General features: G+C 70.1%; 21 protein-coding genes. 12 read left to right on the top strand and 9 right to left on the bottom strand.

The features are described 5' to 3' along the window. From VLF18_RS20670 to VLF18_RS20655, 4 genes are all read left to right on the top strand, one after another. Window positions 1–1,829, top strand: a 1,829-nt coding sequence (locus tag VLF18_RS20670) for an efflux RND transporter permease subunit (RefSeq protein WP_325281522.1), incomplete at its 5' end; no start/stop codon positions are given. A 35-nt stretch (window positions 1,830–1,864) separates the two neighbouring features. Next, a complete protein-coding gene (locus VLF18_RS20665) occupies window positions 1,865–2,206 on the top strand; it encodes a metalloregulator ArsR/SmtB family transcription factor (protein ID WP_325281521.1) in 342 nt (113 codons plus the stop codon). Next, entirely contained in the window at window positions 2,203–2,697 is a 495-nt protein-coding gene (locus tag VLF18_RS20660; protein ID WP_325281520.1) for an arsenate reductase ArsC, read from the top strand. The genes VLF18_RS20665 and VLF18_RS20660 overlap by 4 nt, the downstream gene beginning before the upstream one ends. A gap of 3 nt (window positions 2,698–2,700) precedes the next feature. Beyond that, a complete protein-coding gene (locus VLF18_RS20655; protein ID WP_325281519.1) occupies window positions 2,701–3,387 on the top strand; it encodes an MIP/aquaporin family protein in 687 nt (228 codons plus the stop codon). 41 nt (window positions 3,388–3,428) lie between these two features. Here VLF18_RS20655 and VLF18_RS20650 read toward each other — a convergent pair whose 3' ends face one another. From VLF18_RS20650 to VLF18_RS20610, 9 genes are all read right to left on the bottom strand, one after another. Continuing rightward, window positions 3,429–6,602 carry a CusA/CzcA family heavy metal efflux RND transporter gene (locus VLF18_RS20650; RefSeq protein ID WP_325281518.1) on the bottom strand — a complete coding sequence of 1,058 codons (3,174 nt, stop codon included), beginning with the start codon at window positions 6,600–6,602 and terminating at the stop codon, window positions 3,429–3,431. Window positions 6,603–6,612: 10 nt separating this feature from the next. Beyond that, window positions 6,613–7,866: an efflux RND transporter periplasmic adaptor subunit gene (locus VLF18_RS20645; RefSeq protein WP_325281517.1), complete on the bottom strand. Its 1,254-nt coding sequence runs from the start codon at window positions 7,864–7,866 to the stop codon at window positions 6,613–6,615. After that, on the bottom strand, window positions 7,863–9,149 hold the full coding sequence (locus tag VLF18_RS20640; protein WP_325281516.1) for a TolC family protein: 1,287 nt from the start codon (window positions 9,147–9,149) through the stop codon (window positions 7,863–7,865). Before VLF18_RS20640 ends, VLF18_RS20645 begins: the two co-directional genes overlap by 4 nt. Window positions 9,150–9,197: 48 nt before the next feature. Beyond that, the gene (locus tag VLF18_RS20635; RefSeq protein ID WP_325281515.1) at window positions 9,198–9,560 is read right to left on the bottom strand and encodes a hypothetical protein; all 363 of its coding nucleotides are present in this window, start codon (window positions 9,558–9,560) and stop codon (window positions 9,198–9,200) included. Window positions 9,561–10,070: 510 nt separating this feature from the next. After that, the gene (locus VLF18_RS20630; RefSeq protein WP_325281514.1) at window positions 10,071–10,928 is read right to left on the bottom strand and encodes a sterol desaturase family protein; all 858 of its coding nucleotides are present in this window, start codon (window positions 10,926–10,928) and stop codon (window positions 10,071–10,073) included. A gap of 59 nt (window positions 10,929–10,987) precedes the next feature. Further along, window positions 10,988–12,184, bottom strand: a complete 1,197-nt coding sequence (locus tag VLF18_RS20625) for an MFS transporter (protein ID WP_325281513.1) — start codon at window positions 12,182–12,184, stop codon at window positions 10,988–10,990. Next, on the bottom strand, window positions 12,181–13,623 hold the full coding sequence (locus VLF18_RS20620) for an FAD-dependent oxidoreductase (RefSeq protein WP_325281512.1): 1,443 nt from the start codon (window positions 13,621–13,623) through the stop codon (window positions 12,181–12,183). Before VLF18_RS20620 ends, VLF18_RS20625 begins: the two co-directional genes overlap by 4 nt. A gap of 14 nt (window positions 13,624–13,637) precedes the next feature. Then, window positions 13,638–14,171 carry an arsinothricin resistance N-acetyltransferase ArsN1 family A gene (locus VLF18_RS20615; RefSeq protein ID WP_325281511.1) on the bottom strand — a complete coding sequence of 178 codons (534 nt, stop codon included), beginning with the start codon at window positions 14,169–14,171 and terminating at the stop codon, window positions 13,638–13,640. Window positions 14,172–14,207: 36 nt separating this feature from the next. Continuing rightward, complete coding sequence (locus VLF18_RS20610) at window positions 14,208–14,744, bottom strand: MarR family winged helix-turn-helix transcriptional regulator (protein ID WP_325281510.1); 537 nt, start codon at window positions 14,742–14,744, stop codon at window positions 14,208–14,210. Window positions 14,745–15,880: 1,136 nt separating this feature from the next. Between VLF18_RS20610 and VLF18_RS20605 the strand changes: the two genes are divergently transcribed. From VLF18_RS20605 to VLF18_RS20570, 8 genes are all read left to right on the top strand, one after another. Next, window positions 15,881–16,990 carry an MraY family glycosyltransferase gene (locus VLF18_RS20605; protein WP_325281509.1) on the top strand — a complete coding sequence of 370 codons (1,110 nt, stop codon included), beginning with the start codon at window positions 15,881–15,883 and terminating at the stop codon, window positions 16,988–16,990. Between the two features lies 1 nt (window position 16,991). After that, a complete protein-coding gene (locus VLF18_RS20600) occupies window positions 16,992–17,789 on the top strand; it encodes a tyrosine-protein phosphatase (RefSeq protein WP_325281508.1) in 798 nt (265 codons plus the stop codon). Then, on the top strand, window positions 17,780–18,508 hold the full coding sequence (locus tag VLF18_RS20595) for a polysaccharide biosynthesis/export family protein (RefSeq protein ID WP_325281507.1): 729 nt from the start codon (window positions 17,780–17,782) through the stop codon (window positions 18,506–18,508). Before VLF18_RS20600 ends, VLF18_RS20595 begins: the two co-directional genes overlap by 10 nt. A gap of 22 nt (window positions 18,509–18,530) precedes the next feature. Then, window positions 18,531–20,795, top strand: coding sequence for a GumC family protein (locus VLF18_RS20590; RefSeq protein WP_325281506.1), 2,265 nt, complete (start codon window positions 18,531–18,533; stop codon window positions 20,793–20,795). After that, entirely contained in the window at window positions 20,792–22,159 is a 1,368-nt protein-coding gene (locus tag VLF18_RS20585; protein WP_325281505.1) for a DnaJ domain-containing protein, read from the top strand. Before VLF18_RS20590 ends, VLF18_RS20585 begins: the two co-directional genes overlap by 4 nt. Before the next feature lies 1 nt (window position 22,160). Beyond that, complete coding sequence (locus tag VLF18_RS20580; RefSeq protein WP_325281504.1) at window positions 22,161–23,408, top strand: hypothetical protein; 1,248 nt, start codon at window positions 22,161–22,163, stop codon at window positions 23,406–23,408. Between the two features lie 78 nt (window positions 23,409–23,486). Then, on the top strand, window positions 23,487–24,014 hold the full coding sequence (locus tag VLF18_RS20575) for a hypothetical protein (RefSeq protein WP_325281503.1): 528 nt from the start codon (window positions 23,487–23,489) through the stop codon (window positions 24,012–24,014). Beyond that, the coding region (locus VLF18_RS20570; RefSeq protein ID WP_325281502.1) for a hypothetical protein at window positions 23,986–24,385 on the top strand (400 nt) is incomplete at its 3' end. The genes VLF18_RS20575 and VLF18_RS20570, both read left to right, overlap by 29 nt.

The raw sequence follows: 24,385 nt of genomic DNA, 5'->3' as shown, positions 1-24,385 counted from the left end.
GCCCGGCTCTGTTCGCGAGCCTGCTCGTCATCACGCTGTCGTTCGTCCCCGTGTTCGCGCTGCAGGCCCAGGAGGGCCGCCTGTTCTCGCCGCTCGCTCATACCAAGACCTATGCCATGGCCGCAGCAGCGGCCCTGTCGGTGACGCTCGTGCCGGTGCTCATGGGCTATCTGATCCGCGGACGCATCCGCGCGGAGCACGCGAATCCCGTCAATCGCGTGCTGATCGCCGGCTATCGGCCGGTGCTCGACGCGGTGCTGCGGCACCCGCGCGCGACGCTGGCCGCCGGTACGCTGCTGCTCGCCGCGACCGCGATCCCGTATGCGCGCATCGGCAGCGAGTTCATGCCGCCGCTCGAGGAAGGCTCGCTGCTGTACATGCCTACCGCGCTGCCCGGCCTGTCGGCCGACAAGGCGCGGCAGCTGCTGCAGTTGTCCGACCGGATGATCAGGACCGTGCCCGAAGTCGCGCACGTGTTCGGCAAGGCCGGCCGCGCCGACAGTGCGACCGATCCGGCGCCGATGGAAATGTTCGAAACCACCGTGACATTCAAGCCGCGCGAGCAGTGGCGGCCCGGCATGACGCCGCAGAAACTGCGCGAGGCGCTCGATGCGGCCGTGACGGTGCCGGGCCTCACGAATCTCTGGGTGCCGCCGATCCGCAATCGCATCGACATGCTCGCGACCGGCATCAAGAGTCCGGTCGGCGTCAAGGTGTCGGGACCGGACGTCGCCGTGATCGAACGCGTCGGTGAATCGATCGCACGCGTGGCCGCCGCCGTGCCCGGCGTCCGCTCGGCGCTGGCCGAGCGCATCGGCGCGGGCCGCTATGTGGATGTGCGCATTCGCCCGGAAGCAGCCGCGCGCTACGGTTTCACGCAGGCTGCCCTGCAGCAGCTCGTCGCGACCGTCGTCGGCGGCGATGCGATCGGCGAAACGAACGAAGGGCGCGAACGCTATCCGATCGTGCTGCGCTATCCGCGCGGGCAGCGCGACTCGCTCGCCGCGCTGAAACAGCTGCCGCTGGTCGCACCGGGCGGCGCGCAGCTGACGCTCGAGCAGGTTGCCGACGTCACCACCGCGACTGGCCCGGCCATGCTCAAGAGCGACGACGGCCGCCTCGTCGGCTATGTCTACGTCGATGTCGCGGGGCGCGACCTCGGTTCGGTCGTCGCCGACCTGCAGGATGCGGTCGCGGCGCAGGTGGATCTTCCGGCCGGCTACGGCATCGCCTGGTCGGGCCAGTACGAATACCTGCAGCGCGCGCGGGCGCGGCTGCGCTGGGTCGTGCCCGCCGCGCTCGCGATCATCGTGCTGCTGATCGGATTCGTGTTCCGCCGTATCGGCGACGTCGCGATCATCCTGCTGAGCCTTCCGCTCGCGCTGGTCGGCGGACTCTGGCTGATCTGGCTGCTCGGCCACGCGGTGTCGATCGCGACGCTGATCGGCTTCATCGCGCTCGCGGGCGTCGCCGCCGAGTTCGGCATCATCATGGTCCTGTATCTGCGCCAGGCCTGGGATCAGCGCATCGCCGCCGGCGAACCGGCCGACCTCGAAACGCTCGACGCCGCGATCCGCGACGGCGCGGCGCAGCGCGTAAGGCCGAAAGCGATGACCGTCGCCGTGATCCTCGCCGGCCTGCTGCCGCTGTTCGTCGGCGGCGGCGCCGGTGCCGAAGTCATGCAGCGCATCGCCGCGCCGATGCTCGGCGGCATGATCACCGCCCCCTTGCTGTCGATGCTCGCGATACCGGCGGCATTCCGCCTGATGCAGGCCAGGCGGTTGCGGCTCGGCGCGGCGGCAACGGCCGAAAGGCTTGCCGCTGCGTAACCAAAACCGACAAAGACTTCGATTATTCTAGATCCATGGAATCGATAACCGCCGTCCGCGCCCTCGCCGCTCTCGCCCAGGACAGCCGTCTCGCGGTCTACCGGCTGCTCGTCGAAGTCGGACCGGACGGACTGCCGGCCACCGGAATCGCCGAACGTCTCGGCATTCCGGCCAACACGCTTTCGTTCCATCTGAAGTCGCTGAACCAGGCCGAACTCGTGACCGCCCGGCACGAAGGCCGCTTCATCTACTACGCGGCGAACTTCGCGCGCATGGCCGAACTCGTCGCATTCCTGACCGAAAACTGCTGCGGCGGCCGTCCGTGCGCGCCCGCCGTGCGCTCTTCCCGCCGCGCGAAAACCGGAGACTCGCCATGAGCGATCGCGTATTCAACGTGCTGTTCCTCTGTACCGGCAACTCGGCCCGCAGCATCCTGGCCGAGGCCGCGCTGAACCAAAAAGGCGCGGACCGCTTCCGCGCGTTCAGCGCCGGCAGCCACCCGGCCGGCCGCGTCAACCCGCATGCGCTCGCGCTGCTGCGGCGACTGGACATCCCGACCGACGGCCTGCGCAGCAAGAGCTGGGACGAATTCGAACGACCCGGCGCTCCGGCGCTCGATTTCGTCTTCACCGTCTGCGACAACGCGGCCGGCGAAGTCTGTCCGATCTGGCCGGGCCATCCGGCGACGGCGCACTGGGGCGTTCCCGATCCGGCGGCCGTCGAGGGCTCGGACGAGGAAAAGGATCATGCGTTCCGCGACGCCTACACGACCTTGCACCGGCGCATCGAGCTGTTCACGAGCCTGCCGCTCACCTCGCTCGACCGGCTCGCGCTGCAGGAACACCTGCGCGACATCGGCAAGGCCTGAGCGATGACGGCTGTCGTCTCCCTTGCGCGCCGCGGTGCCGCGGAAGTTCTCGGCTCGGCACTGCTCGCGGCGACGGTGATCGGCTCGGGCATCATGGCCGAGCGCCTCGCCGGCGGTAACGTCGCGGTTGCGCTGCTCGCGAACACGGCGGCGACCGTTGCCGTGCTCGCCGCGCTGATCGGCCTGCTCGGGCCGGTCAGCGGCGCGCATTTCAATCCGGCGGTGTCGCTGGTCGAAGCCCTGCGCGGCCGCCTCGCGCCGCGCGACGCGGCGATCTACGCGATCGCACAGGTCGCCGGCTGCTGCGCCGGCGCACTGCTCGCGCACGCAATGTTCGATCTTTCACTCATCCAGTTTTCCACGCATGTGCGGACCGGCACCGGCCAGTGGATCGCGGAGATCGCCGCGACCTTCGGGCTGCTGCTCGTCGTCGTCGGCCATCGCCGCGCGAGCGACGCACCGTGGATGGTCGCGGCCTGGATCGGCGCGGCGTACTGGTTCACCGCGTCGACCTCGTTCGCGAATCCCGCGATCACGCTCGCGCGCAGCCTGAGCGACACGTTCGCCGGCATACGCCCGGCCGACGTGCCGGTTTTCGTGTTCGCGCAGCTCGCGGGCGCGCTGCTCGGCTACGCGGTTGCCCATTGGCTGGTCGCACCGCCGGTACGCAATGGGCCGGGTCAGGTCTGACCGGCGGGCCGCGTGCGCGCCAGACGCGCGCGGCCTCGCGCTCAGCCGGCGTCGTTCCGCCCTGCGTCGCGATACAGCAGCCGATACAGCGCCGGCAGCACGAACAGCGTCAGCACCGTCGCGGACACGATGCCGCCGATCACGACCGTCGCCAGCGGGCGCTGCACTTCGGAGCCCGCACCGACGTTCAGCGCCATCGGCAGGAAGCCCAGCGACGCGACGAGCGCGGTCATCAGTACCGGCCGCAGACGGCCGAGCGCACCGTCGACGATCGACCGGTCGAGCGGCACGCCCTGCTCGCGCAGCCGGCGGATGAACGCGATCATCACGAGTCCGTTGAGCACCGCCACGCCCGACAGCGCGATGAAACCGACGCCCGCGGAAATCGAGAACGGTATGCCGCGCAGCGCGAGCGCGGCGACGCCGCCGGTCAGTGCGAGCGGCACGCTGCTGAACACGATCGCGGCATCTTTCGCCGATGCGAACGCCCAGAACAGCAGCGCGAAGATCAACACGAGCGTCACCGGCACGACGACGGCGAGGCGCTGACTCGCCGAGATCAACTGCTCGAACGTGCCGCCGTAGTCGATCCAGTAGCCCGGCGGCACCCTGACCCCGGCGTCGATGCGCGCGCGCAGCTCCGACACGAAGCCGCCGAGATCGCGCCCGCGCACGTTCGCGGTCACGACGACACGGCGCTTGCCGTTCTCGCGATTGATCTGATTCGGCCCCTGCGCCGTCGCGATCGTCGCGACCTCGCGCAGCGGCACGGTCTGCGGCGCGCCCGACAGCCACGCGGCGGCGCGGCTCGATTCATCAACGGTGCCGCTCGCATCGAGCGGGATCGGCAGATCGGCGAGCGCGGCCGGATCCTGGCGCAGCCGCTCGGGCAGGCGGATCACGATGTCGAAGCGGCGATCGCCGTCGAACAGCTGACCCGCGACTTCGCCGCCGACCGCGGTCGCGACGGTGTCCTGCACCGCGCCGGGATTCAGCCCGAAGCGCGCAAGCGCCACGCGATCCGGCGTGATCGTCAGCAGCGGCAGACCGGTGGCCTGCTCGAGCCGCACGTCGGCGGCGCCGGGCACGCCTTCGGCGACCCTGCCGATCCGCTCGCCGACCTCGACCAGCGTATCGAGGTCGTCGCCGTAGAGCTTGATCGCGACATCGGCGCGCACGCCGGAAATCAATTCGTTCATGCGCATCTGGATCGGCTGCGTGAACTCGTAGTTGTTGCCCGGCAGCGTCGCCATCGCGTCGGCGATCTCCGCGACGAGCTGTTCCTTCGGCTTGCGCGGGTCGGGCCACTGCTCGCGCGGCTTGAGCATGAGGAACGTGTCGGCCACCGACGGCGGCATCGGATCGGTCGCGACTTCGGCCGTGCCCAGTTTGCTGAAGACGCGCTCGACTTCGGCAAACTGCTTGGCCCTGGCTTCGAGCGAGAGCTGCATGCGCACGGACTGGTCGAGGCTCGTGCCGGGAATGCGCATCGCGTGCATCGCGACATCGCCTTCGTCGAGGCTCGGGATGAACTCGGTGCCGAGCCGCGTCGCAAGCAGACCGCAGAGCGCGACGAGTGCGAACGCGGCGGCGACGACCGCCACGCGCAGACGCATCGCGATCCCGAGCAGCGGCGCATACAGGCGGCGCGCCGCGCGCATCAGGCGCGTTTCCTTTTCCTCGACGCGCCCGTGCAGGAACAGCGCGACGGACGCCGGTACGAAGCTCACCGACAGCAGCATCGCACCGCTCAGCGCGAGCACGACGGTGACCGCCATCGGGTGGAACATTTTCCCTTCTACACCCGACAGCGCGAAGACCGGCAGATAGACCGCGGTGATGATGCCGAGGCCGAACAGGCTCGGACGTATCACTTCGGCAGTGGCTTCGGCGGTCGTGTCGAGACGCTCCTGCGCGGTCATCGCGCGGCCCAGGCGATGCTGCAGTTCGCCGAAACGCCGCAGGCAGTTCTCGATGATGATGACGGCGCCGTCGACGATCAGACCGAAGTCGAGCGCGCCGAGACTCATGAGGTTGCCCGACACGCCGCCGCGCACCATGCCCGTGATCGTGAACAGCATGGCCAGCGGAATCACCGCCGCCGTGATCAGCGCCGCGCGGAAATTGCCGAGCAGCAGGAACAGCACGACGATGACGAGCAGCGCGCCTTCGACGAGATTCTTCGCGACCGTGACGATGGTGCGGTCGACGAGCGCGGTGCGGTCGTAGACCGGATTCGCCGTGACGCCGGCCGGCAGGCTTTTCGCGGCTTCCTGCAGGCGCGCCGCCGACGCCTGCGCGACCTCGCGGCTGTTCGCGCCGATCAGCATGAACACCGTGCCGAGCACGACTTCGCGGCCGTTCTGCGTCGCCGCGCCGGTACGCAGTTCGGCCCCCTCGCCCACCCCGGCGACGTCGCGCACGCGGATCGGCACGCCGTCGCGGCGATCGAGCACGATGTCGCGGATCGCGTCGAGATCGGCGACCTGTCCCGGCGCGCGCACGAGGAACTGCTGGCCGTTGCGCTCGATGTAGCCCGCGCCGACATTGCGGTTGTTCGCGGCGACGGCGCGCACGAGATCGTGCAGCGTGAAACCGAGCGCGACGAGGCGGGTCGGATCGGGCGTGATGTGGATCTGCCGCGCATAGCCGCCGATCGTGTTGACCTCGGTCACGCCGGGCACGTTGCGCAGCTGCGGCCGCACGACCCAGTCCTGCAGCGTGCGCAGGTCGGTCGCGGTATACGGCGTGCCGTCGGCCTTCTTCGCCCCGGGCGACGCATCGACCGTATACATGAAGATTTCGCCCATGCCGGTCGCGATCGGTCCGAGCTGCGGCTCGACGTCGCCGGGCAATTGCGACGCGACCTGCGCGAGCCGCTCGGACACCTGCTGGCGCGCGAAATACAGGTTCGTCGACTCGGTGAACACGACGGTGACCTGCGACAGGCCGTAGCGCGAAATCGAACGCGTGTAGTCGAGCCCCGGCAGCCCGGCCAGCGCCGTCTCGATCGGAAACGTCACGCGCTGTTCGGCTTCGAGCGGCGAGTAGCCCGGCGCTTCGGTGTTGACCTGCACCTGCACGTTGGTGATGTCGGGCGTCGCGTCGATCGGCAGGCGGGCGAAGCTCCAGGTGCCGAGCGCGGTCAGGGCCAGCGTCAGCGCCAGCATGAGCCAGCGCTGCGCGATGGCGAAACGGATGAGTTTCTCGAGCATGGCGGCGGACTCAGTGATCGTGCGAAGCGCCGGACTTTTCGACGTCCGCCTTCACCACGTAGCTCTGCTCGACGACGACGGCGTCGCCCGCGTTCAGTCCGGAGCGGATCTCGACGCGCTCCGCATCGCGCATGCCCAGTTCGACCGGCCGCACCTCGTAGGTATCGCCGACGCGCACGAACACGACGTCCCAGTCCCGAAACGTCTGCAGCGCCGACAACGGCACGACGAGCGACGCCGGCTGGCGCTGCACCGTGATGCGTGCGCGCACCGCGGAGCCCGTGCGCCAGAGCCCGTCGGCATTCGCGATCGCTGCGCGCGCAACCGTGCTCTGGCTCGCCGTCGCGGTGCCCGGCAGCACGCGCTCGATCGTCGTCTGCGCCGACACGCCGTCGCTCATGCGCGTGACCGTGACCGGCACGCCCGCGGTGATGTGCTGCGCATCGGCGCCGAAGATGTGCAGGTCGACCCAGAGCGAGGACAGATCGGCGACTTCGAACAGCGCCGCGCCCTCGCCGGCCGCACCGCCGAGGCTGGCGCTGCGCGCGAGCACCGTACCGCCGATCGGCGATGCGATCGCGTAGTTCGACAGGCTCAGGTTGCTTTCGACGACGGCGAGCGTCTGGCCCTTGCGCACCGTGTCGCCGACGTTCGCGCGCAGCTCGCGGATCGGCCCCGGAAAGCGCGCCGTCACGGTGGCGACGCGACCTTCCATCGTGGTCAGCAATCCTTGTACTTCGTGTTCGTCGGCGATGACGCCGGGACCGGCAGCGGCGGCGACGATGCCCGCGTCGCGCGCGACCGGCGCGGGAATCTGCGTGCGGCCCTCGTAGCTCGCGTAGTTCCAGCGCAATGCCCGGCCGTCTATCGTCGCCCGCACCTCGACATCGAACGAATGCGGCTCGCCGACGACGCCCGCGGCAAGCAGGCTGCCGTCGGGCTGCGGCGTCAGCGCAAACGTTTCGACGGCGCCGCCGAGCCGGGTGACGCTGACCTCGACGCCGCCCGCGCTCGCGTGCAGCGGCTTGCCGCCGCGATACAGCCAGGCCCGGAACTTCGGCGGCGTGCCCGCTTCGGCGATACCGAGTTCGACCGCATGGCCCTGCGCTTCCAGCACGCGGCCGCCATGCGCGCCTTTTTCCGCGGCGGCGTCGGCATGCTCGTCGCCGTGACCGTGGCCATGTTCGTCCGTGCCCGGCGCGGAGCGTTCGCAGCCGGCGAGCACGAGGATTGTGAAAAAGGCAATAAAGAGAATACGGGTCACGGCTGCGCTTCCGGGTTCGGTGAGGTGCCGGGCACGAACGGCTCGGCGGTCAGGCGCTGCAGTTCGATCAGCGCGCGCTGGGCTTCCTGCTCGGCGTCGAGCCGCTGCCGGCGCGCGGCCGTGTGTTCGGACTGCACCTGCGCCCATTCGAGATAGCTGATTGCGCCCGCGCGATAGGACCGCTCCGCGGCGGCTTCGGCCTTCGCGAGCTTCGGCAGGATGTCCTCGACATAGCGCGTGGCTTCGAGCCGCGCGACGCCGTAGCGGCCGTGCGCTTCGGCCAGCGTCGAACGCAGCGACGCGATTCTGGCTTCGCGCTCGATGTCGAGCGCGGTGAGTTCCGCTTCGGCCGCGCGTATGCCGGGCCGTGCGCGGCCGCGCGCGCCGAGCGGAACGGAGATCGCGCCGACGAGACCGAAATCGTCGTCGCTCTCGCGCCGGCGCAGGCCGAACGACACGTCGATATTCGGCTTCGCCTCGCTGCGCGCCAGTTGCAGGCGCGCCTCGCGCACGCGGCGCTCGTCGGCGAACTGCGCGAGTTCGGGCGTCTGCTCGAGGAGACGCGCGAGCGCCGCGGCGCCGGCAATGGCCGGCAGCGCAGGCGTTGCGTGATCGGCGGGTTCGAAGCGCGCGTCGGTTTCGTCCCAGAGCGCGGCAAGATGCTGCCGCGCGGCGTCGAAGCGCTGCGCCGCGCGATCACGGTCCAGCTCCGCGCGCGCCAACGCCGACTCTGCAGTCAGCAGCACCGATTCGGGCGACGCACCGGCATCGAGGCGCCGGCGCGCCGCGGTCACCGCGCGCGTGCGCTGTTCGATGTCCTGCCGCGCGATCTCGCCGTTCTGACGCGCGGCGACGATCGCCAGATAGCGGCGCGCGGTCTCGGCGAGCAGATCGAGCCGGCGCGCCTCGCGCTCGACGCCGAGCGCGTCGATGCGCCGCTGCGCGAGTGCCTCTCGTGCGGCTTGCTTGCCGCCGCGCTCAAGCACGCCGGCCAGAGTCAGCGTGAGTTCTGCCGAATGCAGGCCGCGCGCGTCTCCGCTGCCGAACGCGTTTTCGAGTTCGGCGCCGGCCGTCCATGCCGGACGTTGTGCGGCACGTTCGCGCTCGGCGACCAGCGCGGCGCGGCGCGGCTCGAACACCCGCAGGTCGGGATGCGCGGCGATCGTGCGATCGAACGCTGCATCGAGCGTGAGTACCGAGCCGGCGGGCGACGGTCCGGAAGCCCGTACCGGCAAGCCCGGCACGAGCGAAAGCGCGGCGATGGCCGCGGTCAGGAAACGCATGGGATTCTCCGAAAGACGATGACGGAACCGGCGGCGCCGGCGGACGCGTCACACGGCGATCGGAGGACGGACTTCGACGGGATAGTCGCCGGAAACGGCGGCGGTTGCGCGCACGCGGGGAGCGGGCGTGGAGACGAACAGTGCAGGCAGGCGCGTCGCGGAAACCAGCGTCGCGGTCGCATGCAGGCAGCAGTCGTGGCAATCGGTCAGGCAGCAGCCGTCCGGGTCGTTCTGAACGTCTCTGTCGGATGCGTCTGCTTCGCCCGCCGTTGCCTCGGTACCGAATGCGGCGACGATGTCGTCGCAAGCAACGGCCATGCCCGGCAGCAGGCCCTGACCCAGCGTCATCAGCAGGAGCAGGACCAGTCGCAGCAGCGGGCGGTGGGTGGGCGGTCGACGCATGGCCGGCACCCTACTCGACGCGCGCGGCGTTAGACAATTGCATTTGCGCGGACGCGCCGGTATGCCGCTTCGGTAAGGGGATCCGGGAAAAGTGAGTGTCCCGGTTTGCGCGGACGCAGCGGTACGCCGCTTCGGCAAGGGGTGCTGGGAACGTGAGTGTCCCGGTTTGCGCGGCTTGCGTCGGTACGGCGCTCTCGTGACGGCACCGAAAAAGTGGGTGTCCCGGTTTATGCCGTCTATGACGCCCCGCTACATGGAGCCGAAAAAGTGGGTGTCCCGATCCGCGCCGCCGATCCGCGCCGCGCCGGTTCGCGCGATTGCCGCGGTACGCCGCTTCGGCAAGGGCCCCGGGAAAGTGGGTGTCCCGGCTCTCCACCGACTCTCCGGAAAATGGATGTAGCGGCTCTCCGGAAAGTGGGTGTCCCGATTCGCCGCCGGTTCGCGTCCCGAGAAAGTGGGTGTCCCGATTCGACTCCGATTCGACTCGGAGTAAGTGGGTGTCCCGGTTCACGGTCTTCATCACCCGCCGCAGCAGCCGGCCGGCAGTCGGTCGCGCCACGGAAACAGGATTCGGTCGCGCAGGCGCGCGGGCACGACACTGCCCTGCCACAGTCCGATCTCGCCGGCCGCCGGAGCGCGCCCCGCGGTGCGCCGCGTGCCGAACAGCCAGTCCCAGAGCGTCACCGTCGCGCCGTAGTTGCCGTTCGCGAGGCGCGGATCGCGCGCGTGATGCCAGCGATGGAGCTCGGCCATGCTGAAAACGAGATTCAGCGGACCGAGCCTGAAGTCGACGTTCGCGTGACTCAGCACGCCATGGACGTTGTGCAGCACGCCGGCAACGAACAGCACATCGGCGCCGGCGCCGAGCAGCGCGAGCGGCAGCAGCGTGAGTCCGGCAGTCAAAAGCGCGTTGAGCGGATGGAAATGCGCGAAATTCAGCGCATTCAGGTGCGCGGGCGCGTGATGGATGGCATGGATGCGCCACAGCACCCCCGAGGATTCATGGCTCGCACGATGATAGAGATATGGCAAAAAGTCGCCGATCGCGAGTGCGAGCGCGATCTGCACCGGCATCGGCCAATTGCGGGGCCAGAATGGCACGTCAGGCGCGACATACGCCGCACACGCGAGCGCGCAGCTCCAGGCGAGCACTTCGCCGATGTGGGCGAACAGCGCCGTCGATGCGACATAGCCGAGATCCTCCTTCGCATCGCCGCTGCCGTTCCAGCGCGATTCGAACGGCTGTGCGCGCTCCAGCGCGAAGACCGCCGCGCCGACCGCCGCGACGATGACCGGCATCAACCAGGCCGCCGTCGCGGGCGACCACAATGACCAGGCAGCGAAGCCGGCGCCGCCGAACAGCAGCGGAAAGCTCACTCTCTGAATCCATTTGTCAACACACAAACACATGAATTAATTCCTAAAATATAAAATGTTCATCCGGCACGTGGCGCGCTCGACGGCCGCGCGCCGCAGGCCCACCACGCGACCGGCACGCACACGAGCAGCGACAGCGTGAGCGCCACGAAAACGAAAGAGCTGCCCCAGGTCTCGGCTGCCGCCGCGGCGGCGAATGGTCCGGCGGCGCGGGCGACGCCCTGAGCACGCGCGATGTCGCCGTTGACGCGGCCTGCCACGGCGACGCCGAAACGCAGCGGGACGATCCACGGACGAGCGAGCGTCTGCAGCCCGGCACCGATGCCGAACAGCGCGACACCGCCGAACGCGCCGACCAATCCGTCCGACAGCGCGACGAGCAGCAGCCCGACCGCTTGCAGCAGCAGCGGAGCGATCAGCAGCTGTCGCGCCGACAGCTCGGCGTGACCGCCCAGCCACAGCCAGACGCGGCCCGGCAACTGCATGACGCCGAGCGCGGCCAGCACGACCGACGCGGCTTGCAGCGAATGACCCTGTTCGACCAAGCGCGGAATCACGACGATCGTCAACGCCATCGCCGCGAACGTCGCGACGACGAACGGCGCACCGAGCACGACGATCGCCCGTCTGCCGATGTCTTTCGCCCGCGGTGCCGCCGCGCCGGTGCCCGCCGGCGACGCGCCGTCGGTAAACGTCGGCAGCACGCGGCGCCACAGCAGCAGCGTGGCGAGCACCCAGAGGACGGCGAGCAGATGCAGCGTCGCGCGCCAGCCCCAGGCGGCGCTGCAGATGCCGGCAAGCGGCAGGAACAACGTGCTCGCGAGACCGCCCATCACCGTCACTGCCGCGAGTGCGCGCAGGCGACGCGCGGGGTCGGCGATCTCGCGCGTTACGAGCGCAAACGCGGTCTCGTACAGCACGACCGACATGCAGGCGCCGAGTCCGGTCCAGACGAGGTAGAGCTGAATCGTCGTCGTGATCGCCGACCACGCGAGCAGCAGGCCAGCCGCCGCCGAGGCGCCGCCGAGCAGCAGCCGCGAACCTTCGCCGCGGTCCAGGCGGCGGCCGACGCGCGCAGCGAGCGCCGCGCTGACGCCCAGACCCAGCGAAAATGCGCCGGCGATGCCCGCCGTCGTCGCGCCGAGCTCGCTCCGCATCGGCACGGCGAGCACCGAATACGCATAGTACAGAATGCCCCAATAGACACATTGCACTGCGCCGAGCATCCAGATCGCGGGCCGGCGCGCGTCGGTCACGGCCGCGCCGGTCCGCAGCAGGATGCGGCTTTGCCGGTTGCGGCGGCGATCGTCGCAATCGGAACTGCCGGCGCGGCGCAGCCGCACCCCGCGTCTCCCGCGGCCTTCGCATCCGCATCGGCAACGCAGCACGCATCGCTGCCGGCCGGCGCCGGCCCGCCGCAGCAGCCGGCAGCGGCCTGCGCGGCGTCCTCGTCGGCGAACTGCGTGTTGCAGACACCCGTTTCGGGCAGGACGAGTTCGACGCGGCGCGCCGCTTCCCAGTCGCCGGAGATCGCGGCGACGACCGAGCGCACCTGCTCGTAGCCAGTCAGCAGCAGGAACGTCGGCGCGCGCCCGTAGCTTTTCATGCCGACGATGAAGAGGTTCGAATCCGGCTGTGCGAGTTCCGCTGCGCCGTGCGGTCGCACCGTGCCGCAGCTGTGCAGGTTCGGATCGATCAGCGGCGCGAGTGCGCTCGGCGCCTGCGTGCCCGGATCGAGATCGAGGCGCACTTCGTCGAGAAGGCGCAGATCGGGACGGAAGCCGGTCGCGGCGACGATCTCGTCGACCGGCGGCAGGGCGAAGTCCTCGCCGCACGCCACCCAGCGGCCGTCCTGCGCGGCGATGCGGTCGATGTGTATGTTGGTGTGTACCGTGACGACGCCGCTGTCCACGAGACGACCGATGCGCGAGCCGAGCCGTCCGCGCTCCTTCAACTGATCGTTCTCGCCGCCGCCGAGGACGCGGCGCAGCGACGGACGCCGCACGGCCCAGTGGATCTGCATCCGGCCGCCGTCGCGCGCGACCTGCGCCAGATCGGCGATCACGTTGAACGCCGAATGGCCGCTGCCGACGACGAGCACGCGCCTGCCCGCATAGCGCGCACGCTCCGTTCCGGCGACGTCGGGCAGGCCATAGGCGATGTGCGCCCGCGCGGCGCGCTCGCCGATCGCCGCCAGCCCGGACGCGCCGATCGGATTTGGATGCGCGATCGTTCCCGAGGCGTCGATGACGGCCTGCGCGAGCACTTCGTGTTCGGCGCCGTCGGTGTCGTACCGCACGAGAAACGGCGCGGTGTCGCGCTGCGCGTTCTTCATGCGATCGCGGCGCTGCTTCGCAACCGCGGTGACGCGCGCGTTCAGGCGCAGGTGGGGTGCGATCGCGGCGGTCGCCGCGAGCGGCTGCAGATAGCGCGCGATCACCTCGCCACCGGTCGGGAACTGCGCCGGATCGGGCGGCTCCCAGCCGGTCTCGCGCAGCAGCGCGACACATTTCTTGTCGAGATTGAATTCCCAGGGCGAGAACATGCGGACGTGCGCCCAGCGGCGCATGCCGGCGCCGGCTTCGCGGCCGGCTTCGAGAACGAGCGGCGCGTAACCGCGCGCGAGCAGATGCGCGGCGGCGGCCAGACCGACCGGACCGGCACCGATGACGACGACAGGCAGAGCGAGGGACATGACGGACCTCATTGTCAGCAGGAGGGCTCGCCGGGGACACCGGCGAGATTGGCGGAAATCAGGCGTTCGACGATGACGACGTCGATCCAGCGGCCGTCGAGCCGGCCGTGCTTCTCGTAGATGCCGACCTCGCGGAAGCCGCAGGCGGCGCACAGGCGGCGACTCGCGATGTTCGACGGAAAGATTCGCGAAACGAGCTTCCAGCAGCCGCGCGTCTGCGCCGCGTCGATCAGTGCCGCGAGCAGCGCGCGACCCACACCGCGTCCGCGCGCCGCGCGGTCGAGATAGATCGAGAACTCGGATATGCCCGCATAGCAGTCGCGGGCGCGATAGCTCGACAGCCCTGCCCAACCGATCACGACGCCGGCGGCATCGGTCGCGACGAGCAGCGGATGGCGTGCATCGTGCAGACGGGTCGCGATGTCCGCAGCGCTCCGCGGCATCGTCTCGAACGTCGACGAGCGCTCGGCGATGCCCTGGTTGTAGATCGCGGCGATCGCGGCCGCGTCGGCGTCGAGCGCATGTCGAATCGAAGTCGATGTGTGCATAATGTTGTTACTTGCAACCATGGGGGCAAAAAAATATCAGCCGCATCCGCCCGGACCGCAGGCGCTGCCGGTGCTGCAGTCGCCGACGCTGACGCCCGAGACGAAGCGCGCCTGTGCCGTGCGCGCGAGCCGCCGGATCACGTCGATCACGGTCGCGCGAACGGCCGGATCGAGCGCAGCAACGATCGCCGCCTGCTGCGCAACGAGTTCGCGGCTGATGGTTTCGTAGAGCGACTGGCCGGCGCGCGTAATCTCCAGCGACAGCGCGCGCGCGTCGACGGCGTCGGGTTTCCGTTCGGCGTAGCCCTTGCGGACCAGCGCATCGACGACACGCGTGGTCGTGCTCTTGTCGAGCAGCAGGCGCTCGGCCAGTGCCTGGCTGCGCATCGGACCATGCTCGGCCAGCGCTTCGAGCGCATAGCATTGCGTGACAGAAATGTCATAGCAGCAGATCTTGTCGCGGTCGCGAAACTGATAGATGCGCACGAGATCCGAGACGGCGGCATGCAGGGCCGCAGCATCGGCGAGGACGGCGGCGGGGAGCGATTCGGTGCCGGTTGAAATTCGTTGCATGTAACAACCATATTCGCGACGACCCGTCGACGTCAAGCCCTTTGATGGCAGCCAAGCGCCGAAGGACCGGCGCCCGAGGAGAAGAGCCGCGGCCGAGCGTGCGATGTACGCGTGTACTCGCGCGAAGCCGACGCATGGGTCGTCAGGACTGCCGCGTCGCCGCCATGTCAGTCGCCGGACGGATTCCCGCAAATCTGACGACCGACGTGCCTGGTCGACGCTGTCGCGCGGCCGCGTATGTCGTGGTGGTGCGCCGCCGGAATCTGCAGCCTTTTTTCATCAGGGCAAATTTTTACGGCTCGCCGGCTCGGCCGGGGATGGCTGGCGGCGAAACTCTGTGGATGTCCTCGACCGTGTCGACAGCGTCGGCCCAGACCGCGGCAACGCATCGCGGTCCTCGACCGCGGCGGGCCGGGGCAGCGGCGACGCACTGGGTGTCCTCGACTACGCGGCACCGTGGATGTCCTGGGTGTCCTCGACTACGTCGGCACCGTGGATGTCCTCGATCGCGGTGCTCGACGCTATTTGTGTACCCGCCTGAGCTCCAAACCCTCGCGACGTCGGTGCTTGAAAACTCCGGATGTCCTCGGAGCTGTCCGAAGCTCCTGGGTGTCTCTGAAGCGTCTAAAGCGCTCCTCGTTGGGTATCCCAGCTTCCCCGTCCTTTTTCCCCGGAAGCGTCTGAAGCGATCCTCTTTGGGTGTCCCAGCTTCCCCGCCTCTTTGGGTGTCCCAGCTTCCTCCCAGCTTCCCCGCCAGCTTCCCCCAGCTTCCCGAAACTTCTTGGCTGTCCCGTCAGAGCATCCCGAAGTGCGCGCCGCCACCGCTCGTTGGGTGTCCCGAAGCCATGCCGCCAACCCCGAAACGCTCCGGCCCCCGCTGCCCCGCGTACACGCAATCGCTGCATCCCTTTCACATTTTCGACACGCTGTCGGGATCGCTCTGCCGTTCACCTGATTTATACAAAGATCCGTTTGCCATCCGCATGATGTTTCAATAATCTCGACCAAACGGTTAAGTACGCGCTTGCCCGTTTTCACAAGGATGAACGGGTTTGCTTCCGCGTCGCCGGGTCTCCAGGGAGGCCGGCGGCATCGCTGGTGGCCAGGGGCCGGCCGCTGATGCAGTGGGGGTTGAGATGACCTTGACTGATCTGGCGTTCGTCGGTGTCGCCGCGGCCGTGACCGTGTCGGCGCAGTGGCTGTTGATTCCCCTCGCCCGTCGCTACGGGCTGCTCGATGTACCTTGCGGCCGGCACGACCATGCCCGGCCTACGCCGCTCGTGGGGGGCGTCGCAATCTTCCTCGGCGTGCTCGCGGCCTGTCTGCTTCGCGGCGACCTCGCCATGCCGCTGGTCGCCTATCTCGTGGCCGGCGGCATCGTCGTGCTGGTCGGCGTCGTCGACGACCGGCGCGACCTGTCCTGGCGCTATCGCATCGTCGCCCAGGCGTGCGCCGGACTCGTGCTCGCGGTCGGCGGGGTCTATGCGACGAGCATCGGCAACCTGCTGCCGTTCGGCAGCTGGGCGATCCCCTTCAGCGTCGTCGCGACGATCGGCGTGATCAACGCGGTCAACATGATCGACGGCTCGGACGGCCTCGCCGGAACCCAGGTCATTGTTTCACTCGGATACTTTGCCGCGTTGGCGGGCGTGGCGGGCGACGCGCCGTTGCAGTCGGAGATCCTCGTGCTCGCCGGTGCCGTGGCCGGCTTCCTGATGTTCAACCTGCGCTATCCGGGCCAGCCCGCCGCGCGGGTGTTCCTCGGCAACGGCGGCAGCGCGCTGCTCGGTCTGAGCGTGGTCTGGGTCGCCTTCCGGCTCGCCCAGACGCCCGGCAACGCGAGCGCCGGCATCGTGTCGCCGTGGCTCGTCGCAGTGCCGCTGATCGACTGCGTCGCGATCATGCTGCGGCGCATGCGCGCGGGCCGCTCGCCGTTCTCGGCCGACCGCAACCACCTGCATCACCTGCTGCGCGACGCCGGCTTCGCACCGCAGCACGTCGTGCTGCTGGGGATCGTCGCTTCGCTGTCCGCGGGGACTTTCGCGCTCGTCTGGCTGCACCAGACCGGCAGCGAGCTGCCGCTGGTGCTCGCGTTCCTCGTGCTGATCGCTGCGCATTTCGTCTGGTCGCTGCGGCGCGAGCGCGCGGTGGCGCAACTGCGGCGCTTCGTTCCGCGCCGGCTCCGCACGGCGGACGCCCCCGACTACGCGCTCGACCGCGCGCGCCTGCCGTTGAGACGCCGATGACATGATCGACCTGCATTGCCATCTGCTGCCGGGCATCGACGACGGTGCGAGCGATCTGCGCACGTCGCTGGCCATGGCGAGGGCAGCGGTCGCCGACGGCATCCGCGTCGTCGCCTGCACGCCGCATATCTATCCCGGGCTCTACGAGAACACGGCCGACGGCATCCGCGCGGCGGTCGGCAAGCTCGCCGAACAACTGCGGCGCCGGCGCATCCCGCTCCAGCTCGTGGTCGGCGCCGACGTGCATCTCGCGCCCGACCTGCTCGCGCGCCTGCGCGACGGCCAGGTGCCGACGCTGCACGGCTCGCGCTATCTGCTGCTCGAACCGCCGCATCACGTCGCGCCGCCGCGCTTTGAAAGTTCGGTGTTCGCTCTGGCCGCGTCGGGCTACGTTCCGGTCATCACGCATCCGGAACGCCTGACCTGGATAGAAAGCCACTATTCCACCCTGCAGCGTCTTGCCGAACGCGGCGTCTGGATGCAGCTGACCGCCGGCGCGCTGACCGGGCGCTTCGGCAAGCGCCCGCGCTACTGGGGAGAGCGCCTGCTCGACGAAGGCTGCGCCCATCTGATCGCAACCGACGCGCACGACGAGGATCAGCGCGGGCCGCGTCTGGCCGAAGGCCGCGACGCTGCGGCGCGGCGCGTCGGCGACGCCGAGGCCGAGCGGCTCGTGCTGGTGCGGCCGCAGGCCATCTTAAAGAACCTCGACCCCGCGCGCGTCGCCGCGCCGCGGTCGCCCGAAGCGCCGCGCGGCGGCACCTGGCAACGCGTACAGGAGTTGTTCGAATGGCATTGACGAAGCCGGCGTTGAAGGCGTTCCTGCTGCTGGCGCTGCTCGTTCTGCTCGGCGGCTGCGGCTCGCCGAACGTGCGTCCGCACGAAGCGCGGCCGGTCGCCAAGGGCGACGGCAAGTCGCTGCCGCCGCCCGACGTCATCAATTCCGACGGCGAATACAAGGCGGTTTCGGAATACCGGATCGGCGCCAACGATCTCATCGAGATCAATGTGTTTCAGGTCGCGGAGCTCGGCCGCACCGTGCGCGTGAATACGCAGGGACAGATCTCGCTGCCGCTGATCGGCTCGCTGCAGGCCGGCGGGCGCACCGTCGCCGAACTCGAAGCCGAGATCGCGAAGCGGCTGGAACAGGGCTACATCCAGAATCCGCAGGTCAGCATCTTCGTCAAGGAATACACGAGCCAGCGCGTGACCGTCGAAGGCGCGGTGCGCAAGCCCGGCATCTACGCGCTGACCGGCAAGACCTCGCTGCTGCAGGCGCTGGCCATGTCCGAAGGACTCGACCAGCTCGCCAACCAGCAGGGTGTCGTGATCTTCCGCACGATAGGCGGCCAGAAGATGGCCGCGGTGTTCGACATCGCCGCGATCCGCGCGGGCCGCAGCGAGGATCCGCAGATCTACGGCGACGACATTGTCGTCGTCGACCAGTCCGGACCGCGCACGGCGCTGCGGCGCTTCGTCGAGTCGATTCCCGTGTTCGCGCTGTTCCGTCCGTTCTGAATCCACTGCGCGCGAGGCCGCCATGAACCGTTCGCTCGCCCCAGGTCACCGGCCCTCACTGCCCGAGCGGCGTCCGCAGCCGGTCGTGCCGGCCGCGGCCCTGCCCGCGCCGATGCTCGACCCGCGCGCCGCCGATCCCGGCGACGACGACGCGATCAACCTCAAGAACTACTGGCGGATCCTCGTCAAGCGCAAATGGCTGGTGCTGTCGGTGCTGACCACGGTGCTCGCCGTCGTACTCGTGAAGACGCTGCTGACGCCGTCGGTGTTCCGTGCCGGCGCGACGCTGCAGATCGACCAGGACACGATCAAGATCATCCAGAGCGAAGGCCTGACGCCGGCCGAAGGCGTCGGCGATCGCGACTACTACCAGACCCAGTACGAACTGCTTCGCAGCCGCTCGCTGGCCGAGCGCGTGGCCGCGAGCATGTCGCCGGATCTCGTCGCGCAATTGCTCGCGCAGCGCGCTCCGGGCCTGTGGACGCGTCTGTCCGGATCGGGCACGGCCGAGGCCGAAGATGCCCCCGCGGCGGAACCCGGCCGCGACGAGATCGCGACCTTCGTGCAGTCGCGCCTGTCGGTCGAGCCGGTGCGCAACTCGCGCCTCGTGCGCATTCATTTCGACAGCCTCGACCCGGCGTTCTCGGCGACCATGGCCAATGCGATCGCCGACGCCTTCATCGCGACGCATATCGACCGGCGCTTCGAAGCCTCGGCCTATGCCAAGAACTATCTCGAAGACCGGCTGCAGCAGCTCAAGCAGAAGCTCGAGGAATCGGAAAAGCAGCTCGTGCAGTTCGCCCAGGCGCAGGGCATCGTCAGCATCGACCAGCAGCAGTCGCCGGCCGCACAGGAATTGCAGAGCATCAACGCGAGCATGGCCACCGCGCAGCAGCGCCGCATCGAAGCCGAGTCCAAGTACCGGCGCAGCCAGACCACGGCCTCCGACGCACTGCCGGAGGTGCTGCTGTCGAGCAGCGTCGCGCAGCTCAAGACCAAGCGCGCGGAACTCCTCGGCGAATACCAGGAGAAGCTGCGCATCTTCAAGCCGGGCTATCCGGCCATGGAGCAGATCAAGGGCCAGATCGACGAAGTCGACAAGCAGCTCGCGAGCGAGATCGGCCGGATCAAGGGCTCGATCCGTTCCGAGTTCGACGCGGCGAGCAGCGCCGAATCGATGCTCGGACAGCGCCTCGCCGAGCTCAAGGCGCAGATGCTCGACCTGCAGGGACGCAGCATCCAGTACAACATCATCAAGCGCGAAGTCGACACGAACCGCGAGCTCTACGACGGCCTGCTGCAGCGCTACAAGGAGATCGGCGTCGCCGGCGGCATCACCGCGAACAACATCTCGGTGGTCGACCGCGCGCGCGCGCCGGCCTCGCGCTTCAGCCCGAACCTGAGCCGCAACCTGCTGCTCGGTCTCCTCGCCGGCATCGCCGCCGGCGTGTTCCTCGCGCTGCTGTTCGAGCACCTCGACGACACGATCAAGTCGCCCGACGAAGTCGAGCAGAAATTCGGCCTGCCGATCCTCGGCGTGATTCCGCGCATCCTGCGCGGTTCGCCGCTCGAGGCGCTCAAGGATCCGCGGTCGGCGTTCTCCGAGTCCTACCGCTCGGTGCGCACGGCGCTGCAGTTCTCGACCGAGACCGGCGTGCCGCGCACGCTGTTCGTGACGAGCTCGGCGCCGGGCGAAGGCAAGAGCACGACGGCGCTGACGCTGTCGATGCATTTCGCGCAGCTCGGCAAGCGCGTGCTGCTGATCGACGCGGACCTGCGCAATCCGACCCTGCACCAGTCGCTGCGCGTGCCGAATTCGGCCGGGCTGAGCAACTATCTGTCGGGCGCGAGCCGTCCGCTGAAATTCTTGCATCCTACCCATGTGAAGAATCTCGCCTGCCTGTGCTCGGGACCGCTGCCGCCGAATCCGGCCGAGCTGCTGGCCGGTCCGCGCATGGTCACGCTGCTGCGCCTCGCGGCCGCGTCGTTCGACCAGGTCATCGTCGACGGGCCGCCGGTGCTCGGCATCGCCGACGCGGCCATCCTCGCGAACCTGTCCGGCGGCACGCTGCTCGTGATCGAGGCCGGCAGCACGCGGCTGGGCTACGCGCGCGGCGTGCTGCGGCGCCTGAGCGCGGCGCGCGCGCGCGTGCTCGGCGTGGTCATGACCAAGCTCGATCCGCGCCAGGGCGGCGCCAATCACGCCTACGGCGACTACGGCTACTACGCCTACGGCAGCCGTCCCAAGCTCGCCAAACTCGAAGCGCCGCGCGCGCGCCGGGCATGAACGACGCCTGCGACCTGATGCTGAGCGTCTACCGTTCGCCGAGCCGGGCGCCGCGGCTGGCCGGCCTGCCGCTGCCGCGGCGCATACACGATGTGATTCGCGTCGTCGGCGGCGACACCGACGCGATCGCCGAAGCCCGGCACTGGACCGGCTTCGACGACGACGAACTGCACGAGGCCGCGGTGCTGCTGCTGCATCATCTGCTGTTCTTCGACACGGCCGATCACTACCGCGTGCTCGGCGTCGAACCGCATGCGAGCGACGAGTGCATCAAGCGCCACTACCGCTCGCTGATGCGCTGGCTGCATCCCGACCGCGACCCGGACAATCTCCACAGCGTGTTCGCCGAGCGCGTCAATCGCGCCTGGAGCGCGCTGCGCACGCCGCAGCGCCGCGCCGACTACGACAGCACGCGTCCGGTCGCGGACACCGCGGCCGCCGGCTTCGCCGGCGCACACGCGCCGGCTGCCGTCGAGCCGCTGACGCTCGACCGCTGGACGCGCGCCGCGCCGCAGCCCTGGTTGTCCGGCCGCGTCGTGAGCCGGCTGCCGCAGCTGATCGCCGCGGCCGGCGGCCTGACCGTCGTGCTGCTGCTCGCACTCATGTTCTGGCTGCGCGGTCACGAGATCGCGCGGCCGTCGCCGGCGCCGCGCGCCGGGATCGCAACGGCCTCGCCGGGCGCGCCGCCTCGCACACAGCCGGCAGCTCCACCGGCCGACGCCGTGCCGCCCGCGACGATCGCCGCACCGCTGCCGCCGCCTGCCGATACCGGCGTCGTCGAGGCGGCAACCGCCGCGCTGCTGAGCGCGAGTTCGGCCGCGGCCGCCGCGAGCACGCCGACGCCACCCTCGCCTCCTCCCGCGATGGTCGGCGCCGCAAGAACGGAACGCGCCGAGGCACCGCCGGCCGCCGTCCGCGTCGCGAGCCGCACAGCCGTGCCGGCCGCACGCCGCGCCGCCGCCGCCGCAGCGCCGCGCACCGCCGTCGCCGCGCCGTCCTCGCTGTCGGACGGCGACATCGGCGCGTTCGTCGGTCGCTTCGAAACGCTGTATGCCGGTCGCGACGTCGAGTCGTTCCTCGCGCTGTTCAGCAGCGACGCGCGCGGCAATGACGGCGGCGGCCTGGCCGAACTGCGCACCGACTACCGGCGCCTGTTTTCCACCTATGCGCGGCGCGAGCTGCGGCTCAGCCAGATGCGCTGGCAGATCGACGGCGAGTTCGCCGTCGGCCATGGGCGCTATGACGCGAGCGTCGAACCCGACGGCCGCGACACGACGCGCACGCACGGACAGATCCTGCTCGGCCTGCGCCGCAGTGCCGAGGGCATACGCGTGACCGAGCTGCGGCACAGCGTGGGGCGCTGAGATGGATCCGCGCCGCGCCCGCCCGCATTCGACGAACCCGCTGCCGCTCCGGCTGCTGCTCGCCGGCATCGCCGCGCTCGTCGCGTGGAAGGCCGCGACGACGGCGGCGCCGGGACTGCTTCCGGGCATGACCGCCGAGCGCGCACTTGCACTCGACCCGGGCAACACGCGCGCGGCGCTCGCGGTCGCGCGAGGCCGCGCGTCCGCCGATGCGCAAACGCAAGCAGCGCGCGCGCTGCTGCATGACGCGCTCGCGCGCGCGCCGCTCGACGGACGCCTGCTGCGCGAACTCGCCGTGCTCGCCGGGATCGAGACGCCGCAGGGCCAGGCACTGCTGCAGGCGGCGCTGCGGCTGCGGCCGGCCGACGTGCAGACGCGCGCCTGGCTCGCCGACAGCGCGCTCGTGCGCGACGACATGGCCGCAGCGGCGATGCACGTCGACGCGATACTGCGCGTCGCGCCGCAGCGCGCGGCGCAGCTGTTTCCGCTGATGCAGCAATGGCTGCGCCGCGACGCGGGCCTGCAGGCGCTCGTGCCGGTGTTCGCCGCAGCCCCGGCCTGGCGCACCGGATTCTTCGCCGCGGCCCCGGCGCCGCCGCAGCGCGAGACGCTGCATGCGATGGCTCGGCTGCTGCTGGCCCTGCGCGCGAGCGCGGCGCCGGCCGATCTGCGCGAAGGCGTCACCGTCGTCGACCGGCTGCTGCACGGCGGCGAGGTCGAGCGCGCGTGGCTGCTGTGGCTCGCCTTGCAGCCGCCGGCCGAACGCAGCGGTCCGCTGCTGCGCAACGGCGATTTCGAACGGCCCGGTCTCGGCAGCGGCTTCGACTGGATCCTGCGCGGCGCCGGCAGCACCGCCTCGCTGCGCCGCGCTCCGCAGGGCTCGCAGGCCTTGCGCGTGCGCTTCGACCAGCGTCCGCTGCAGGGCGCGAGCGCCGCGCAGACGCTGCTGCTCGCACCAGGCGGCTACCGGCTCGAGGGCCGGCTGCGGCTCGAGGCGATCGAGCGCAGCGACCAGCTCGAATGGCGCGTCGACTGCATCGCGCCGCAGCCGCGCGCGCTCGCCGCGGCAGCGCTGCCGGCGACGGCCGCGGACTGGACCGGTTTCGCGCTCGAATTCCGCGTACCGCCCGACTGCAGCGCGCAGCGCCTGCAGCTGCAGGCGCGCGGCACGGCCCTGCGTCTCGCCGGTACGGCCTGGTTCGACGATTTCGATCTGCGCGCCGCCGCGCCGGCAAAGGCGGCGCCGTGACCCGACACGCATTCCACTTGTATATTCATGCACATGGCAGCACAGCGACGGCTGCGCTGCCGCCGACGGGAGAAGCCGATGAAACCGCCTAGCGTATTCGCCCTGGCGTTGTACTGCGCCAGCTCCTGCGCCGTCGCCGACGGCACCGCCGCGCCGGCCCTGCCGGTCGCCAACATCGCCGGCGTCGGCGGCCAGGCGCTGCTCGTCCAGGGTGCCCATGTCGCGCCGGCGACGAACGGCGCCGCGCTGTATCCCGGCGACCGCCTGATGACGCTCGAAGACGCGCAGGTGCTCGTCGCCTTCGCCGACGGCTGCCATCGCCGTCTCGACCCCGATTCGCTGCTGACGATCGGCGAACAACCCGACTGCGGCGGCGGCGCGGGCGTCGTGTCGTTCCGCCAGGCGATCGGCGAAGCCGGCGGCACGAAAAAGGACGACGACGACACGGCCGCCGTCGTCGTCGACGCCGGTAACGCGGACACGACGGTCACCTCGCTGACGCCGGGCCAGCGCTGGGCGGTCGCCGCGGCGCTGCTCATTCCGGCGCTCTACTACTGGGATCGCAACCGCGACGACGATGACGATCGCCCGCCCGTCAGCCGCTGAGCGCGTCGCGGCAATGCCGGGTCGCGCGGCACAGGCGGCCGCGCGGTCGCCGGCGTTGACGCTGAGCCGCGTCGAACCGGCCTGCTGGCTGCTGCTCGCCGCCGGCGTGCTGCTCGGCGGGTCGTCGTTCTTTTCGTGGCGCGACGGTGTGCTCGCACTGCTCGCGCTGCCGGTGCTGCTGCTCGCGCTGTGGCCGCGGCAGCACGCGGCCGACGCGCTGGGCGTACCGGCCGGTGCCGCGCTCGCGCTTTCGCTGCTGCCGCTGCTCTGGCTGGTTCCGCTGCCCGCCGCATGGATCGCTGCGCTGCCGGGACGCGCCGGGCTGCTGCAGCCGGCGCTGGCCGAACTCGGCGCGGACGCGTGGCTGCCGC

This window comes from Tahibacter sp. (assembly GCF_035481375.1).
GTDB lineage: Bacteria > Pseudomonadota > Gammaproteobacteria > Xanthomonadales > Rhodanobacteraceae > Tahibacter.
This window is presented reverse-complemented; position numbering and strand designations above follow the sequence as displayed.